This window comes from Roseococcus sp. SDR (genome assembly GCF_019083995.1).
Lineage (GTDB): Bacteria > Pseudomonadota > Alphaproteobacteria > Acetobacterales > Acetobacteraceae > Roseococcus.
The window spans coordinates 63,558-78,227 of sequence record NZ_JAHRCU010000009.1; the positions used below are offsets into that span (position 1 = coordinate 63,558).

Below are 14,670 nucleotides of genomic sequence, written 5' to 3' on the forward strand. Positions count from 1 at the left end.
CCTTCCATGGACCTCGCGGGCAGGGATCCGGGCCTACTCGAGAGCTTCCGCGCACGCATGCGCGTCCTGCAGGCGCTGATGATCCGCGAACTGCACACGCGCTTCGGCCGCGAGAACCTGGGCTATGTCTGGCTGTTCATGGAGCCGGCCATGCTGGGCGTCGGCGTCGGCCTCTGGCAACTGGCGGTCCGCGGCAGCGCGGCCATGCCCGGGGATCTGAACAAGTTCAGCTTCTTCCTGATCGGCTATATCCTCTTCTATCTCTTCCGCACGCTCGTCGGTCGCTCGCCGCACGGCATCGCCGCCAATTATCAGCTCCTCTATCACTCCCGCGTGACGATCGAGGCGGTGATGTGGGCCCGCAGCCTGCTGGACGGCGCCGCCGTGGCCATCTGCATCGGGATCTTCCTGATCATCATCGGCGTCGCCTTGGGCGATTGGCCCACCGACCCCCTGCAGATGATGGTCGGCGTCGCCCTGATGACGCTGCTCGCGCACGGCACCGGGCTGCTCTTCCTCGCCGCGACGAGCCTCAACTCGCAGATCGTGGACCGCGTGGTGCATCCGTTCACCTACCTCTCGATCCCGTTTTCCGGCATGTTCTACATGGTATGGTGGCTGCCCGGCCCGATGCAGGAGGTCCTGCTCTGGTCGCCCCTCATCCACATCATGGAGTTCACGCGCGAAGGCCAGTTCGGCCCCCGCGTGCCCTATACCTACGACCTCACCTACGTCGCCTTCTGGATCGTGATCGTGAATTTCCTGGGGCTCTGCGCGCTGAAGGCGGCGAAGCCGCATATGGAGCATTGAGGGCGCGATGCTGCAGCTGGAGGGCGTGTACAAGAGCTTCAAGAAGAACGGCATCACGCGGGAGGTGCTGTCAGGCATCGACGCCACCTTCCTGCCGGGCGACGCCGTGGGCATCCTGGGCCGCAACGGCGCGGGCAAGAGCACGCTGATGAAGATCCTGGCCGGCGTCGAGCATCCGACGCGCGGCAAGGTACGCCGCCGCATGAGCGTCTCCTGGCCCATGGGCTACGACGCGGCAGTGCACGGCGCGTTGACGGGCGCCGACAACGCCCGCTTCATCGCGCGGCTCTATGACCGCCCGGTCGGGTGGGTGGAAAGCTTCGTCCAGGAATTCTCCGAGATCGGCGAAGAGTTCCGCAAGCCGGTCAAGACCTATTCGGACGGCATGAAGGCGCGCCTCATCTTCGCGCTCTCCATGGCCGTGGATTTCGACTGCTACCTGATCGACGAGGTGATCGCCGCCGGTGACGCCCGCTTCGCCGAGCGATGCCGCCAGGCCCTGCTGGCCCGGCGCGGCCGCAGCGCCTTGATTCTTGTCTCGCACCAGACGAATACGGTGCGGCAGCTCTGTTCCCACGCCGCGATCCTCCACGAAGGGAGGCTGAGTTTTCATGAAGATCTGGACCAGGCTTTCGCCGAATACGAGCAGCTCTAGCGCTGGCCCGGCGGCACCTCGTCCGGCGGCTGCGCCGGCGATGGCCGCTCCGGTCCGGACCTCGGGCGGTGCCAGCGCCCTGCGGGCGAAGACGACGCGCACGCTTCCAGCGCGCGCGCCCACGGCCCGCGCCGGCCAGACGGCGAGCCTCGCGGAACGGCTCTCCGGCCGCACGCTCGGCGCGGTGCCGAGCCTCGGCGGGCGCGGCGGCTGGCGGGGCTGGATGCGCGAACACCCCTTCACCATGTGGGTCGTCCTGCCCAGCCTCATCGCCGCCTTCTATCTCTTCTTCGTGGCCGCGCCCCAGTATGTGAGCGAATCCCGTTTCCTGGTGCGCGCGCAGATGCCGCGCGCCGCGACGTCCAGTTCCGTGGGCAGCGAGATGCTGGGCTCGGCCGGCTTCCTTCCCTCGCCCGAGAACGTCGCCGCCGTGCGGGATTTCCTCCTTTCGCACGACGCCGTGCGCAAGACGCGTGAGAAGCTCGACCTCGTCGAGATCTTCCGCCGGCCAGAGGCTGACCCGCTGTTCCGCCTGTGGTGGGCCCACCCCACGGCGGAACGCCTGCGCTGGTTCTACCGATGGCAGGTGACCGTGACGGTGGATCCGACGACCGGCATCTCCGACCTGCGCGTCTGGACCTTCCGCCCGGCCGACAGTCTGGCCCTGTCCAACCGGCTCCTGGAGCTGAGCCAGGAACTCGTGAATGAGATGAACAACAACATCCGGGAGGAGGCGCTGCGCATCGCCCGCTCGGAATTGCGCCGGGCCGAGACGCGGCTGACCGATGCGCGCGTGGCGCTGACCATGTTCCGCCAGCAGGAGCGGGAGGTGGACCCGACCGCCACCGCCACCGCCGCCGTCGCCACCATCAACAGCCTGCAGAGCGACATCGCCCGCGCGCGCAGCGATCTCCAGGCGCTGCAGGCCTTCGCACGCCCCGGCAGCCCGCAGATCCTGGTCCTCGAGAACCGGATCCGCGGCCTCGAGGCGCAGGTGGCCGAGGAACGGACGCGCATCGCCTCCGCCAATACCGGCGTCACCGAGCAGATGGAGACCTTCGCGCGGCTGAGCGCCGAGGTCACCCTGGCGCAAAGCCAGCTCGAGGCGAATGTGCTGGTGCTGGACCGTGCCAATTCGGACGCCGCCCGGCAGACCATCTTCCTCTCGCGCGTGGTGGACCCCAACCTCGCCGAGCGGTCGCTTTTCCCCCTGCCCTACTGGGCCAGTCTCTATGTCTTCCTCAGCCTGACCGTCCTCTACGGCATGACATGGCTGATCGTGACCGGAATGAGAGAACATGCGCGCTGACTTTCTTCGCCCCCTCGTCGTCGCCGCCGGTCTCGCCGGTCTGATCCCGGCCGGGGGCCAGGCCCAGGGCACCTTCACCGGGGGCATGCCGCCCGGCCTCGCCGCCGCGGCGGCCGCCATCACCAATCCGGGCGGGGGCGGCGCGCCGATGGGCGCTCCCGCCGGGACGGCGGGCACAGCCGGCAATGCCCTCTCCGGCGCGCCGGGCGATCCGGGCACCAACCGCCTGGGCAGCACGACGGAGGCCGAGGCCGGCGCCCTGGCCGCGCTGCCGCTGGGCGAACTCGGCCGCGCCGCCGGCCGGCCGACCGCCGTCTTCGGCGCGGCACTCTTCATGCAATCCGCCGCCGCCTCCTCGGAGGCGCCGAACCCGAACTACGTCCTGACGCCGGGCGACCGCGTCTCCGTCCGCGTCTGGGGCGCGGTGGACGCGGACCAGAGCGGCATGATCGACCCGGCGGGCAATTTCTTCCTGCCCAATGTCGGCCCCATCCCGCTCGCCGGCACGCGCTCGGGTGACATCCAGGCCCGCGTGGAGCAGGAACTCCGCCGCCTCTACACGCAGCAGGTCCAGGTCTATGCGACCGTGCTCTCGGCCCAGCGCATCGGCGTCTTCGTCACCGGCTTCGTCCGCACGCCCGGCCGCTTCGCCGGCAGCGCGGCGGATTCCGTCATCGACTTCCTGGTGCGCGCCGGCGGCGTGGACCCCTCGCGCGGCAGCTTCCGCGAGATCTCGATCCTGCGCGGCGGCCGCCAGGCGGCCAGCGTGGACCTCTACCGCTTCCTGCTCGACGGCCGCCTGCCGCCGCTGCGCCTGCAGGAGGGCGACACGATCGTCGTCGGCCGGCAGCGCGCCCTGGTGGGCGCCACGGGCGGCGTGCGCAACAACTTCCTCTTCGAGGTGCCCGGCACGGTCATGACGGGGCGCGAGCTGATCGACTACGCCCGCCCGCTGCCGAGCGCCACCAACGCCATCATCCAGGGCACGCGCGACGGCCGGCCCTTCTCGCGCTACAGCACACTGAGCGAGTTCGCCTCCCAGCGCCTGGGCGACCAGGATGTGGTGACCTTCATCACCGATCGCCCGATGCAGACCGTCCGCGTCACCGTCGAGGGCAGCCGCGTCGGCCCCTCGGTTCTGGTGATGGATCGCGACGCGCAGCTCTGCAACGCGCTCGACTACATCGAGGTCAACCCGACGCTGGCCGACACCGGCAGCATCTACATCCTGCGCGCCAGCGTCGCCGCCCAGCAGGCCCGCGCCCTGTCCGAGGCCGCCGACCGGCTGGAGCGCGCGCTCTTCCTCGCCGTCTCGCCCACCCAGGGCGTAGCCAATATCCGCTCGGCCGAGGCGCAGCAGATCTCCGCCTACCTGCAGCGCGCGCGGCGCGTGGTGCCGGAGGGGCGCATCGTCGTCTTCAGCGGCGGGCGCTGCAACAGCATCCGCCTCGAAGACAACGACATCATCGTGATCCCCGAGCGACGCGAGACGGTGCTCGTCACGGGTGAGGTCGGGGTCACCCGCGCGGTGCTCTGGCGCCCCGGCATCACGGTGCCCGATCTGATCCGCGAGGCGGGCGGCCTGACGGCGCGCGGGAACATGAGCAGCATCATGATCCGCCGCGCCTCGGGCGAGGTGATCCTCGACCCGCGGGAGCCGCCACGTCCGGGCGACGAGGTGATCGCCCTGCCCCGCATCGATCCGCGCAACCTCCAGGTGGCGCAGGACATCATGCAGGTCCTGTTCCAGGCGGCCCTGGCGGCGCGCGTCTTCGTGCCTGTGAATTAGAGTAACAGGCCGCGGCCCGGCCGCGGCAGCGGGCACCCCCCGCTGCCGCGTAACCGAGCCCCTGCCAACCAGTGCGGGGCGAGGCGCCGCCCGGCGCCTGATCGCGCGCATGGGCCCGCATTGCGGCGTTGCACAATTTTGGGTTGACCTGCCCCACCCCTTGGGTTGCAGATGAGGGAAGCTTCGCGGCGGGCCCTCCCGGCCCGTTGCCATAGGGATTTCTCTGCATGCGGTTTTTCGTTGCGTCGGTGTTCCTGGCGGCGGCCTCCCTGGCCCAGCCCGCCCAGGCGCAGATGGGACCCGGCGGCCCTCCTCCCGCCGTGGGCGTGGTCGAGGCACAGCGCCAGCCGGTCACCGAAAGTACCGAGTTCATCGGCCGCATCGAGGCGATCAACCGCGTCGAGCTGCGGGCCCGCATCACCGGCTTCCTGGAGGAGCGCCTCTTCCGCGAGGGCACCGAGGTCGAGGAGGGCAAGCTCCTCTTCCGCATCGAGCGCGCGCCCTTCGAGGCACAGGTGGAACAGGCGCAGGCCAATGTCGCCTCGGCCGAGGCGCAGCTCGCCAATGCGCGCACCTCGCTCGCCCGCGCGCGCGAACTGCGCACCACCGGCACCGGCACGCAGGTGGCGCTCGACAACGCCCAGGCGCAGGAGCGCACCTCCGCCGCCACGCTGCTCGGCGCCCAGGCGGCGGTGCGCGTGGCGGAGATCAACCTGGCCTACACCAACATCACCGCGCCCTTCGCAGGCGCCATCGGGCGCTCCACCTACACGCCCGGCAATGTCGTCTCCCCCTCCAGCGAGCCGCTGGCCACCATCGTCAGCCAGGACCCGATGCGCGTGGCCTTCACCATCGCCCAGCGCACCGCGCTTGAGCTGCGGGAGCGCTATGAGGGCCGCGGCGGCGCGGCGGCCGTCGTGGTGCGCATCCGCCAGTCGGACGGCACCATCTACCCGCTGCCCGGCCGCATCGACTTCATCGACACGCAGGTCAGCCGCGACACGGATTCCATCCTGGTCCGCGCGAGCATCCCCAACCCGATCCGCGCGGGCATGCAGCAGAACGACATCGGCGCACGGCAATTGGTGGACGGGCAGTTCGTGACCGTCCTGCTGGAGGGCGCGCAGCCGGTCATGGCCGTCACCATCCCGCGCTCGGCCATCGCGCAGGACCAGGCCGGTTTCTTCGTCTTCATCGTGGATGGCGAGGGCCGCGCCCAACGCCGCAACGTGACGCTCGGCCGCAGCACGGCCGAGACGGCCGTGATCGAAAGCGGCGTCGAGGCCGGCAACCGCGTCATCACCGAAGGCATCCAGCGCGTCCGCCCCGGCCAGCCGGTGAACGCCGCCCCCGCGGGCGTGCGCCCCGGCGCCCCGCCCCCCGCGGGCCGGCCGGGCTGACGGCGCATGTTCTCCGCCATCTTCGTCCGCCGCCCGCGCTTCGCCATCGTCATCTCGATCGTGATGACGCTGGCCGGCGCGCTTTCGATGTTCAACATCCCGGTCGCGCAGTTCCCGGACATCGTGCCCCCGGTGGTGCAGGTCACGGCGCGCTACCCCGGCGCCTCGGCCGGCGTGGTGGAGGCGACGGTCGCCCAGCCCATCGAAAGCGCCGTGAACGGCGCGGACCGCATGCTCTACATGCGCTCCAACTCGGGCAGCGACGGCAGCTATTCGCTCTCGGTCACCTTCGCGCTCGGCACGAACCCCGACATCAACACGGTGAACGTGAACAACCGTGTGCAGGGCATCCTGGCGCGGCTGCCACAGGAGGTGCAGCGCGCCGGCGTCACGGTGCGCAAGCAATCCTCGGCCGTTCTGCAGTTCATCGGCGTCTCCTCGACCAATCCCGAGCATCCGCCGCTCTTCCTCTCGAACTACGTGACCATCAACATGCTGGACACGCTGCGCCGCCTCCCCGGCGTGGGGGACGTGCAGATGTTCGGCGCGCAGGACTACTCGATGCGCGTCTGGTTCGAGGTGGACCGGCTGAACAACCTCAACGTCTCGCCCTCCGAGATCATCGCCGCCATCCAGGCGCAGAACATCCAGGCGGCGGCGGGCCGCATCGGTGCTCGTCCGATCGGCGAGGACCAGCAGTTCCAGTTCAACATCCAGACCCAGGGCCGGCTGATCACGCCCGAGGAATTCGGCGCCATCGTCATCCGCGCCAACCAGGACGGCTCGACGCTGCGCGTGCGGGACGTGGCGCAGGTCGAACTCGGTGCTGCCAGCATGGATGTGGAGGCCCGGCTCAACGGGCAATCCACCGTCACCATGGGCGTCTATCTCTCGCCCGGGGCCAATGCCGTGCAGGTGGCGCAGCTTGTCAGCCGCACACTGGCCACCATGGGCCAGCGCTTCCCCGAGGGGATGCGCAGCACCGTCATCTACGACACGTCAACCTTCGTGACCGACACGATGTATGAGGTGATCAAGACGCTCATCGAGGCCTTCATCCTCGTCGTCATCGTGGTCTATCTGTTCCTGGGCTCGCTGCGCGCCACGATCATCCCGACCATCGCGGTGCCCGTCAGCCTCATCGGCACCTTCGCCGTGCTCTATGCCATCGGCTATTCGGCCAACACCATCTCGCTGCTCGCCATGGTGCTCGCCATCGGCATCGTGGTGGATGACGCCATCGTCGTCGTCGAGAATGTCGAGCGCGTGATGGAGGAGGAGCCGGACCTCACCCCGGCGGAGGCCACCAACAAGGCGATGGGCGAGATCACGGCGCCGATCATCGCCATCACGCTCGTGCTGCTTTCGGTCTTCGTGCCGATCGGCCTGATTCCCGGCGTCTCGGGCGTGCTGTTCAAGCAGTTCGCGGTGACCATCAGCGTCGCCATGATCATCTCCGCGATCAATGCGCTGACGCTCTCGCCCGCGCTCTGTGCCATCGTGCTGCGGCATGAGGGGGCGAAGCGGGGCCCCATCAAGTATGTGCTCCGCGCCATCGACAAGGTGCGGGACGGCTATGCCTGGATCGTGGGGCGGCTGGTGCGCGTCGCCTTCCTCTCCATCCTGCTCACCGGCGTCTTCGCCTGGGGCATCATGTCGCTCGGCAGCCGCACGCCGCAGGGCTTCCTGCCGAACGAGGACCAGGGCGCCTTCTTCGTCCAGCTCCAGCTGCCGCAGGGTTCCTCCGTCGCGCGCACGCGCGAGGCAACGATCCAGGTGGAGAATTTCCTGCGGCAGAATCCGGCGATCGAGAACATCCTCTCCATCATCGGCTTCTCCTTCATCGATGGCGGCGCGCAGTCCAACTCGGCCTTTCTCGTCGCGCGCATGAAGCCCTTCGAGGACCGCAAGACGGTGGAGGCGAGCGTCTTCACCGGCATCCGCTCGGTCTTCGGCTTCGCGGCGGGCTTCCGCGTCGCCAATGTCTTCGCCTTCAACGTGCCGCCCATCCTGGGCCTCGGCACCGGCGGCGGCTTCGAATACCAGCTGATGGATTATGAGGGGCGCGACCCGGTCGAGCTCGGCGGCGCCATGATGGGGATGATGATCGCGGCCAACCAGGATCCGCGGCTCGCGGCCGTCTTCTCCACCTTCTCGCCCACGACGCCCTCGCTCTACCTCGATGTGGACCGTGACAAGGCGCAGGCGCTGGGCGTGCGCATCAGCGACATCTTCACCACGCTGCAGGCCTCGCTCGGCGGTTTCTACGTGAACGACTTCAACCTCTTCGGCCGCACCTGGCAGGTGAACATCCAGGCCGTGGCCGCGGATCGCGACGACATCCCGGACATCTGGCGCCTGCAGGTGCGCAATTCGCGCGGGCAGATGGTGCCGCTGCGCGCCTTTGCCGATGTGCGCGTCATCCTCGGGCCACAGACCATCCAGCGCTACAACAACGTCCGCAGCCTGACGCTGAACGGCCAGGGAAGGCCGGGCGTCTCCTCGGGCGATGCCATGATGGCGATGGAGGAACTCTCGGCCCGCGTGCTGCCCTCGGGCTACAGCTTCGACTGGACCGGCACCGCCTTCCAGGAACGCCAGGCCTCCGGCCAGACCGGCGTGCTGATCGCGCTGGCTTTGCTCTTCGCCTATCTCTTCCTCGTGGCGCTGTATGAGAGCTGGACGATCCCGGTGCCGGTGCTGCTCTCGGTGGCGGTGGGCGGCCTCGGCTCCTTCGCAGCGCTGGTCATCGCGGGGCTGCCGCTCAACGTCTATGCGCAGATCGGCCTCGTCGTGCTGATCGCGCTGGCGGCGAAGAACGGCATCCTGATCATCGAATTCGCGAAGGAGCAGCGCGAGAAAGGCCTCTCGATCCAGGAGGCCGCGGTGCTCGGCTCCCGGATGCGGTTCCGCGCGGTGATGATGACGAGCTTCGCCTTCATCCTGGGCCTGGTTCCGCTGATCACGGCGACGGGTGCCGCGGCCCTGTCACGCCAGGCGGTGGGCCTGCCGGTCTTCGGCGGCATGCTCGCGGCCTCGGTCATCGGCATCTTCATGATCCCGATGCTCTACGTGGTGTTCCAATCGCTGCGTGAGCGGGTGAAGGGCATGCTTGGCAAGCGCGAGGGTGAGCCGGCGAAGGCGCATTGAGGGGCGGGGGCGCGGAGGACGCGCCCCACCTCGCCGCCAGACGCGGTGCCGAACCAGGCACCCGAGCACTACTCACAGAATCCGGCCGCACAGCGGCCGGCGCCGCCCAACCGACCTCTTGGCCCAGCACGACAGCCGCGCGGCGAAGCCAAGCGCGCGGAGCGCGCGCCCGGCGCCTGAGGGCGTAACCTAAATCTGACTCTCTTCCCGCTTCTCCGCGAGGTCGCTCCACTCGGGCCACTTCTTGCGCACCACCGGACTGTCCGGCGCATAGGCGTGGCAGGTGCCGAGCAGGGCGGGGCGCTTGCGCGGCGCGCCGGCGGCTTCCGCCTTGCGCTGCGCCGCCTGGCGGCGGTTGCGCAGCGGCCACATGGTCTGGAAGGCCACGGTGCCCATCTGCGCCAGCACCTCGCGCAGATGGGTGCAGCCCAGCACGCCCCCCACGCGCTCATTCACCGCGCGGTTGAAGCCCGGCCCGATGGTCAGCCCCGCGAGCTTGGCGAAGGCGGGCGTCGCCCCGGTGCAGACGGCGAAGGGCGTGTGGTCCGAGGCGGCCTCGCAGGCGATGATCAGCATGTCCTCATTGATCGTCATCCGCACCCACATGCCGTGGATGGGATCGCCGGGGCCCACCTGGCCGCGATGCTCGGAGGGGAAGCCGTAGGTCTTGGTGTCGGTGAGATGCGCCTCGATGTCCACCAGCCCATCCTCGCGCACATAGCCGCGCAACTGGATGTCGCGCAGGTGTTCGAGCTTGCGGGGGGCGGGGGCGGAGAGCGGCATCCCTCAGAGATAGGCTTTTGGTGCGCCGCCGCAAAGGGCGCGACATGGCTGGCGGCTCCGCGCCGCCCGTGGTAGCGCCCCCCATCCCTATTGATCGAAGGCGATCCCATGTCCGACCAGCCCCAGAACCCCGCCAACGGGAACCCCGCCAATGGCAGCTCCGGCCAGGAGCAGATGCCGATCGTCCTGAACATCCAGTTCACCAAGGACCTTTCCTTCGAGGTGCCCGGCGCGCCCGGCATCTACGCGACGCTGCGCGAGCAGCCGCGGGTGGACCTGGCACTCGACGTGCAGGCCCGCCCGATCCAGGAGGGCGAGAACGTTTTCGAGGTCTCGCTGATGATCCGCGCCGACGCCAAGGCGAACGACACGGCCTGCTTCATCGCCGAGCTGACCTATTGCGGAATCTTCACGCTGAACGTGCCGCAGGAGCATCTGGAGCCGGTCCTGCTGGTGGAATGCCCGCGCCTGCTCTTCCCCTTCGCCCGCAACATCCTGGCCGATGTGACGCGCGAGGGTGGCTTCCCGCCCGTGATGCTGAACCCGATCGACTTCGTGCAGCTCTGGCAGAGCCGCCGCGCCCAGCCCGTCGGCACGGCGTGACGCCCCGCAAGGGCGGGAATGCCCCCCGCCCTTGCATTTTTTCATTTTTGATCTGCGCGCGAAATTATAAATATCAGCGAGAAATACACGCAGGACTTGCATTTCCACCCATCTGCTCGCTCTAATTTTGGCCAACGGTTACCAAGGGTTAGCCGAATGGCCTCCGTCCGCCTTGCCTTGCCCGACAGCGCCATCCGGCAATCTCCCGGGGCGTCTCAAACGCTGCTCCCACTCTCCCCGCCCCATCTGGCGGGTGGTGAATTGGACCGCCTGCGGCTCTCCCTGGAATCCGGCTGGCTGGCCCCGGCGGGGCCCGAGCTCCTGGGTTTCGAGGCGGAGATCGCGGAAGCCGCGCGCCTGCCGCATGCGCTGGCGACCAGTTCCGGCACGGCCGCCCTGCATCTGGGCTATCGCCTGCTCGGCGTGGAGCCGGGCGACGAGGTCTGGGCGCCAAGCCTCACATTCGTCGCCACCGTGGCGCCGGCGGTGCAGATGGGCGCCACGCCCCGTTTCCTCGACGTGGACCCCACCTCCTGGACGCTCGATCCGTATCTGTTGCGGGAGGAGTTGGCCGTGGCCGCCCGGCGCGGCCGCCTGCCGCGCTGCGTGGTCCCGGCCGATCTCTACGGCCAGCCCGCCGACATGGCCGCCATCCGCGAGGCCTGTGACGCCTGGGGCGTGCCCATCCTGTCGGACAGCGCCTGCGCGCTCGGCGCCATGCAGCATGGCCGCCCAGCGGGCCATGGCGCGCGGCTGGTCGCGCTCAGCTTCAACGGCAACAAGATCGTGACCGCGGGCGGTGGCGGCGCGCTCCTCTCGGCCGAAGCGGGGCTGATCGCCCAGGCGAGGGCGCTGGCCACCCAGGCGAAAGAGCCAGCCGTGCACTACCAGCACGAGACGACCGGGTTCAACTATGCCATGAGCTCGCTGCTCGCCGCCGTCGGCCGCGCCCAATTGCCGAGCCTGGCCGAGCGGGTGACGACGCGGCGCGCCATCTTCGCGCGCTATGCCAAGGCGCTGGCCCATCTGCCGGGGCTTTCCTTCATGCCGGAGCCCGCCTGGGCGCAATCCTCACGCTGGCTCACCGCCATGCTGGTAGAGCCGCGCGCCTTCGGCACGGATCGCGAGGCGCTGCGCCGGGCCCTGGCCGAGGAAGGGATCGAGAGCCGCCCGGTCTGGAAGCCGCTGCACCTCCAGCCCGCCTTCCGCGATGCGCCCGTGGTGGGCGGCGGCGTGGCGGCGGCACTGTTCGAGCAGGGGCTCTGCCTGCCCTCGGGCAGCGGGATGACCCCGGCCGACCAGGCGCGCGTCATCGCCGTCATCCAGGCCCTGCATCGCGGGTGACGCGGCGCCTTGGCGCGGATCCTCTACCTTCACCAGCATTTCTCCACGCCCTCCGGCGCCACCGCCACGCGCAGCCACGCGCAGGCCCGCGCCCTGGCGCAGGCCGGGCATGCCGTCACGCTGGCCTGCGGCCAATGGCAGGGCGCAGTGACCGGCCTCGAAGGCGCCTTTCGGCGGGGCGCCCGCCAGGGCCGCATCTCGGGCTTCGAGGTGCTCGAATGGGCCATCCCCTGCGGCAATGCGATGGGCGAGGCGGCGCGCATCGGCGCCTTCCTGCGCTACGCGGCGCGCGCCACGCGGCTCGCGCTCCGGCCCGGATGGGACCTGGTGATCGCCAGCTCCACCCCGCTCAGCGTCGCCATCCCCGCGCTGCTCGCCCGCCAGGCGCGCGGCACGCCCTTCCTCTTCGAGATGCGCGACCCCTGGCCCGAGCTCCCTGCCGCCATGGGCCTGCGCCGCCCGCTGCTGCTGCACGCCATGGAACGCCTGGCCCGCGCCGCCTGCCGCGAGGCCGCGGCCGTGGTGGCGCTGACCGAGGGCATGGCCGAGACCGCCCGCCGGCGTGGCACGCCGCCCGAACGCCTCCGCGTGATCGGCCAGGGCTGTGACCTCGATCTCTTCGGCCCGCAGGTCCCGCCCTGGCGGCCGGATGGCGCGGGCAGCGGCGAGATGCTGGCCGTCTATGCCGGCGCGCATGGCCGGGCCAATGGCCTGCACCAGCTGCTGGAGGTGGCGGCCCTGTTGCGCGAAGAGCGCCGCATCCGCCTGCTGCTGGTGGGCGAGGGCGGCGAAAAGCCCGCCCTGCTGGCGGAGGCGGCGGCGCGCGGCCTGGCCAACCTCAGCTTCCTCGACCCGATGCCCAAGCCGGAGCTGGCGCGGCTGCTGGCCGGCAGCCAGGTGGGCCTCCTCTGCCTCGCGCCCATCCCCGCCTTCGCCGAATGGACCGCGCCCAACAAGCTGATGGACTATCTCGCCGCCGGGCGCCCCGTGCTCTCCAACGTCCCGGGCGAGGCGGCGCGGCTGCTGGAGGCCGGCGGCTGCGGTGAAACCCATGCGGAACCCGCCGCCATGGCCGCCGCCCTGCGCCGCCTGGCCGAACAGCCCACCCGGCGCGAGGCGATGGGTCAGGCCGCCCGCCGCCTGGCCGAGCGGCAGCATGACCGCCGCCAGCTCGCCACGCGCTTCGTCACCGCCGTCGAAGGCGCGCTGGCCGCCGCCCCCGCGAGGGCCCTCGCATGATCCTGCTGCTCTCCGCGGCGCATCCGAGCGACGACATGCGCGTGGTCCGCAAGGAGGGCGAGAGCCTGGCCGCGGCCGGCTGGGCCGTGACCCATCTCTCACCCGCACCCGCGCGCCCCATCGGCCCCGTGGCGGTGGAGGGGGTGCCGCCCGCCCCGCGCTGGCGGCGCTGGCGGGCGCTGCATGCGCGTGCCGTCGCCCTGCAGCCGCGCGTGATCCACGCCTCAGAGCCCGATGCCTGGATCATCGCCTGGCTCGCCGCCCGGCGCACGGGGGCACGCCTCGTGCTCGACGTCCATGAGCATTATCCCTCACGCCTGGACGCGCGCCTGCCCGCCTGGCTGCGGCCGGTGGCACAGGGCGCGATCCGGCGCGTGATGGCGGCCCTCGGCCGCCGCGCCGATGCCGTGGTGCTCGCGAAGGACGGCCTCGCCGAGGATTTCCCCGGCGCGCGCTGCGTAGCCGTCCGCAACCACGCGCTGGTGCCCGAAAACCTGCCCCGACGCCGGCACGGCCCAGGCCCGGTGACGCTGCTGCATCTGGGTGCCATCGGTGTGGCTCGCGGCTGGCCCGTGCTGCTGGAGACACTGGCGCAGTGCCCGCCGGAGACCCGCCTACTGGTCATCGGCCGCTTCACCGATGGCAGCGAGGCGGCCTTTCATGACGCGGCGGCCGCGCGGGGCCTGGCCGGCCGTATCACCTGCACCGGCTGGCTCCCGGCCGAGGCGGCCATGGCCCGCGCGGCGATGGCGGACGTCAACCTGATCCTGTTCCAGCCGGGCGAGGAGAATCACCGTCTCGCTTTGCCGCATAAGCTCTTCGACGGGATGGCGCTGGGCCTGCCCGTCATTGCGCCCCGCTTCGCGACAGGCGTGGCCGACATCGTGACGGGCAGCGCCTGCGGGCTGCTGGTGGATGTGACGGATGCGGGCGCCATCGCCGCCGCCGTGGCGCAACTGGGCGATGCGGCGTTGCGCGCGACGCTGGGCGAGGCCGGCTGGCAGGCCGCCCGCGGCGCCTGGGGCTGGCCCGCCGAGGCGGAGAAGCTCGTCGCGCTCTATCGCGAGCTGCTCGCCTAGGCGCCCCGCCGCCGCAGCGCGAGCCGCTTCGCCGGCTCGCCCGTCGCGCGGCTCGCCAGGATCTCCCGCACATCCGCAGGCCAGGGTGTCACGCGGCGGATGTTCAGGTCCACGCAGAGATAGAGCACCTCATGCTCCGAGGCGGTCCAGCCCTCGGTGAAGTGGAACATCCGGTGCTTCACCAGCAGGCGCTTGTCATCGGCAGCGAGCACCATGCTCTCCGCGCCGATCGGCATCGCCTCCGTCATCTCGCGCTGGTAGTCGAGCCAGGCCTCCGCCGCGAAGGTGCCGAGGCCGCCCTTCTTGAGCGAGGTGCCCAGCCCCAGATGCGGCCAGAGCCGGTCGGTCTGCAGGTCATAGGCGACCAGGTAGTAGCCCATGTTGAAATGGCGATAGCTGTCCACCCACTCGCGCTTCACCGCGACCAGCGGCTCATCCCAGCGGAACCAGCCATCCTCCAGCCGCGGCGCCGGACCATCCTCGACAAAGGGCATGCAGCCTCCCCAACC

Annotated in this window: 12 protein-coding genes; 10 read left to right on the top strand and 2 right to left on the bottom strand. The window is 70.3% G+C overall.

Going from position 1 to position 14,670, the window contains the following annotated elements; translation table 11 throughout:
• Nucleotides 1-6 precede the first annotated feature (6 nt).
• The 6 genes from KTR66_RS11940 to KTR66_RS11965 all read left to right on the top strand — a co-directional run bounded on the left by KTR66_RS11940 (nt 7) and on the right by KTR66_RS11965 (nt 9,113).
• Nucleotides 7-810 carry an ABC transporter permease gene (locus KTR66_RS11940; protein WP_213612829.1) on the top strand — a complete coding sequence of 268 codons (804 nt, stop codon included), beginning with the start codon at nt 7-9 and terminating at the stop codon, nt 808-810.
• Nucleotides 811-817: 7 nt separating this feature from the next.
• Nucleotides 818-1,465 carry an ABC transporter ATP-binding protein gene (locus KTR66_RS11945; RefSeq protein WP_213612830.1) on the top strand — a complete coding sequence of 216 codons (648 nt, stop codon included), beginning with the start codon at nt 818-820 and terminating at the stop codon, nt 1,463-1,465.
• Between the two features lie 40 nt (nt 1,466-1,505).
• The gene (locus KTR66_RS11950) at nt 1,506-2,774 is read left to right on the top strand and encodes a capsule biosynthesis protein (protein ID WP_213612831.1); all 1,269 of its coding nucleotides are present in this window, start codon (nt 1,506-1,508) and stop codon (nt 2,772-2,774) included.
• A complete protein-coding gene (locus KTR66_RS11955; protein ID WP_249732058.1) occupies nt 2,764-4,563 on the top strand; it encodes a polysaccharide biosynthesis/export family protein in 1,800 nt (599 codons plus the stop codon). Before KTR66_RS11950 ends, KTR66_RS11955 begins: the two co-directional genes overlap by 11 nt.
• Before the next feature lie 227 nt (nt 4,564-4,790).
• A complete protein-coding gene (locus KTR66_RS11960) occupies nt 4,791-5,963 on the top strand; it encodes an efflux RND transporter periplasmic adaptor subunit (RefSeq protein WP_213612832.1) in 1,173 nt (390 codons plus the stop codon).
• 6 nt (nt 5,964-5,969) lie between these two features.
• Entirely contained in the window at nt 5,970-9,113 is a 3,144-nt protein-coding gene (locus KTR66_RS11965) for an efflux RND transporter permease subunit (RefSeq protein WP_213612833.1), read from the top strand.
• A 189-nt stretch (nt 9,114-9,302) separates the two neighbouring features.
• Here the strand turns inward: KTR66_RS11965 and KTR66_RS11970 are convergent, their stop codons facing one another.
• Nucleotides 9,303-9,896 carry a DUF2889 domain-containing protein gene (locus KTR66_RS11970; RefSeq protein WP_213612834.1) on the bottom strand — a complete coding sequence of 198 codons (594 nt, stop codon included), beginning with the start codon at nt 9,894-9,896 and terminating at the stop codon, nt 9,303-9,305.
• Nucleotides 9,897-10,004: 108 nt separating this feature from the next.
• Between KTR66_RS11970 and secB the strand changes: the two genes are divergently transcribed.
• From secB to KTR66_RS11990, 4 genes are all read left to right on the top strand, one after another.
• On the top strand, nt 10,005-10,499 hold the full coding sequence (gene secB, locus KTR66_RS11975) for a protein-export chaperone SecB (protein WP_213612835.1): 495 nt from the start codon (nt 10,005-10,007) through the stop codon (nt 10,497-10,499).
• A 261-nt stretch (nt 10,500-10,760) separates the two neighbouring features.
• Entirely contained in the window at nt 10,761-11,843 is a 1,083-nt protein-coding gene (locus KTR66_RS11980) for a DegT/DnrJ/EryC1/StrS aminotransferase family protein (protein ID WP_249732059.1), read from the top strand.
• A gap of 9 nt (nt 11,844-11,852) precedes the next feature.
• Entirely contained in the window at nt 11,853-13,082 is a 1,230-nt protein-coding gene (locus KTR66_RS11985) for a glycosyltransferase family 4 protein (RefSeq protein ID WP_213612837.1), read from the top strand.
• Nucleotides 13,079-14,161 carry a glycosyltransferase gene (locus tag KTR66_RS11990; RefSeq protein WP_213612838.1) on the top strand — a complete coding sequence of 361 codons (1,083 nt, stop codon included), beginning with the start codon at nt 13,079-13,081 and terminating at the stop codon, nt 14,159-14,161. Before KTR66_RS11985 ends, KTR66_RS11990 begins: the two co-directional genes overlap by 4 nt.
• Here the strand turns inward: KTR66_RS11990 and KTR66_RS11995 are convergent.
• Nucleotides 14,158-14,655 (bottom strand): thioesterase family protein, encoded by a 498-nt coding sequence (locus KTR66_RS11995; protein WP_213612839.1) that lies wholly within the window; start codon nt 14,653-14,655, stop codon nt 14,158-14,160. The genes KTR66_RS11990 and KTR66_RS11995 overlap by 4 nt on opposite strands.
• Between the last annotated feature and the right edge of the window lie 15 nt (nt 14,656-14,670).

Coding starts and splice junctions, on each gene's coding strand:
- KTR66_RS11995 (WP_213612839.1), bottom strand. CDS start 14,655: ATGCCCTTTGTCGAGGATGGTCCGGCGCCGCGGCTGGAGGATGGCTGG.
- secB (WP_213612835.1), top strand. CDS start 10,005: ATGTCCGACCAGCCCCAGAACCCCGCCAACGGGAACCCCGCCAATGGC.
- KTR66_RS11945 (WP_213612830.1), top strand. CDS start 818: ATGCTGCAGCTGGAGGGCGTGTACAAGAGCTTCAAGAAGAACGGCATC.
- KTR66_RS11960 (WP_213612832.1), top strand. CDS start 4,791: ATGCGGTTTTTCGTTGCGTCGGTGTTCCTGGCGGCGGCCTCCCTGGCC.
- KTR66_RS11970 (WP_213612834.1), bottom strand. CDS start 9,896: ATGCCGCTCTCCGCCCCCGCCCCCCGCAAGCTCGAACACCTGCGCGAC.
- KTR66_RS11955 (WP_249732058.1), top strand. CDS start 2,764: ATGCGCGCTGACTTTCTTCGCCCCCTCGTCGTCGCCGCCGGTCTCGCC.
- KTR66_RS11965 (WP_213612833.1), top strand. CDS start 5,970: ATGTTCTCCGCCATCTTCGTCCGCCGCCCGCGCTTCGCCATCGTCATC.
- KTR66_RS11950 (WP_213612831.1), top strand. CDS start 1,506: ATGGCCGCTCCGGTCCGGACCTCGGGCGGTGCCAGCGCCCTGCGGGCG.
- KTR66_RS11990 (WP_213612838.1), top strand. CDS start 13,079: ATGATCCTGCTGCTCTCCGCGGCGCATCCGAGCGACGACATGCGCGTG.
- KTR66_RS11940 (WP_213612829.1), top strand. CDS start 7: ATGGACCTCGCGGGCAGGGATCCGGGCCTACTCGAGAGCTTCCGCGCA.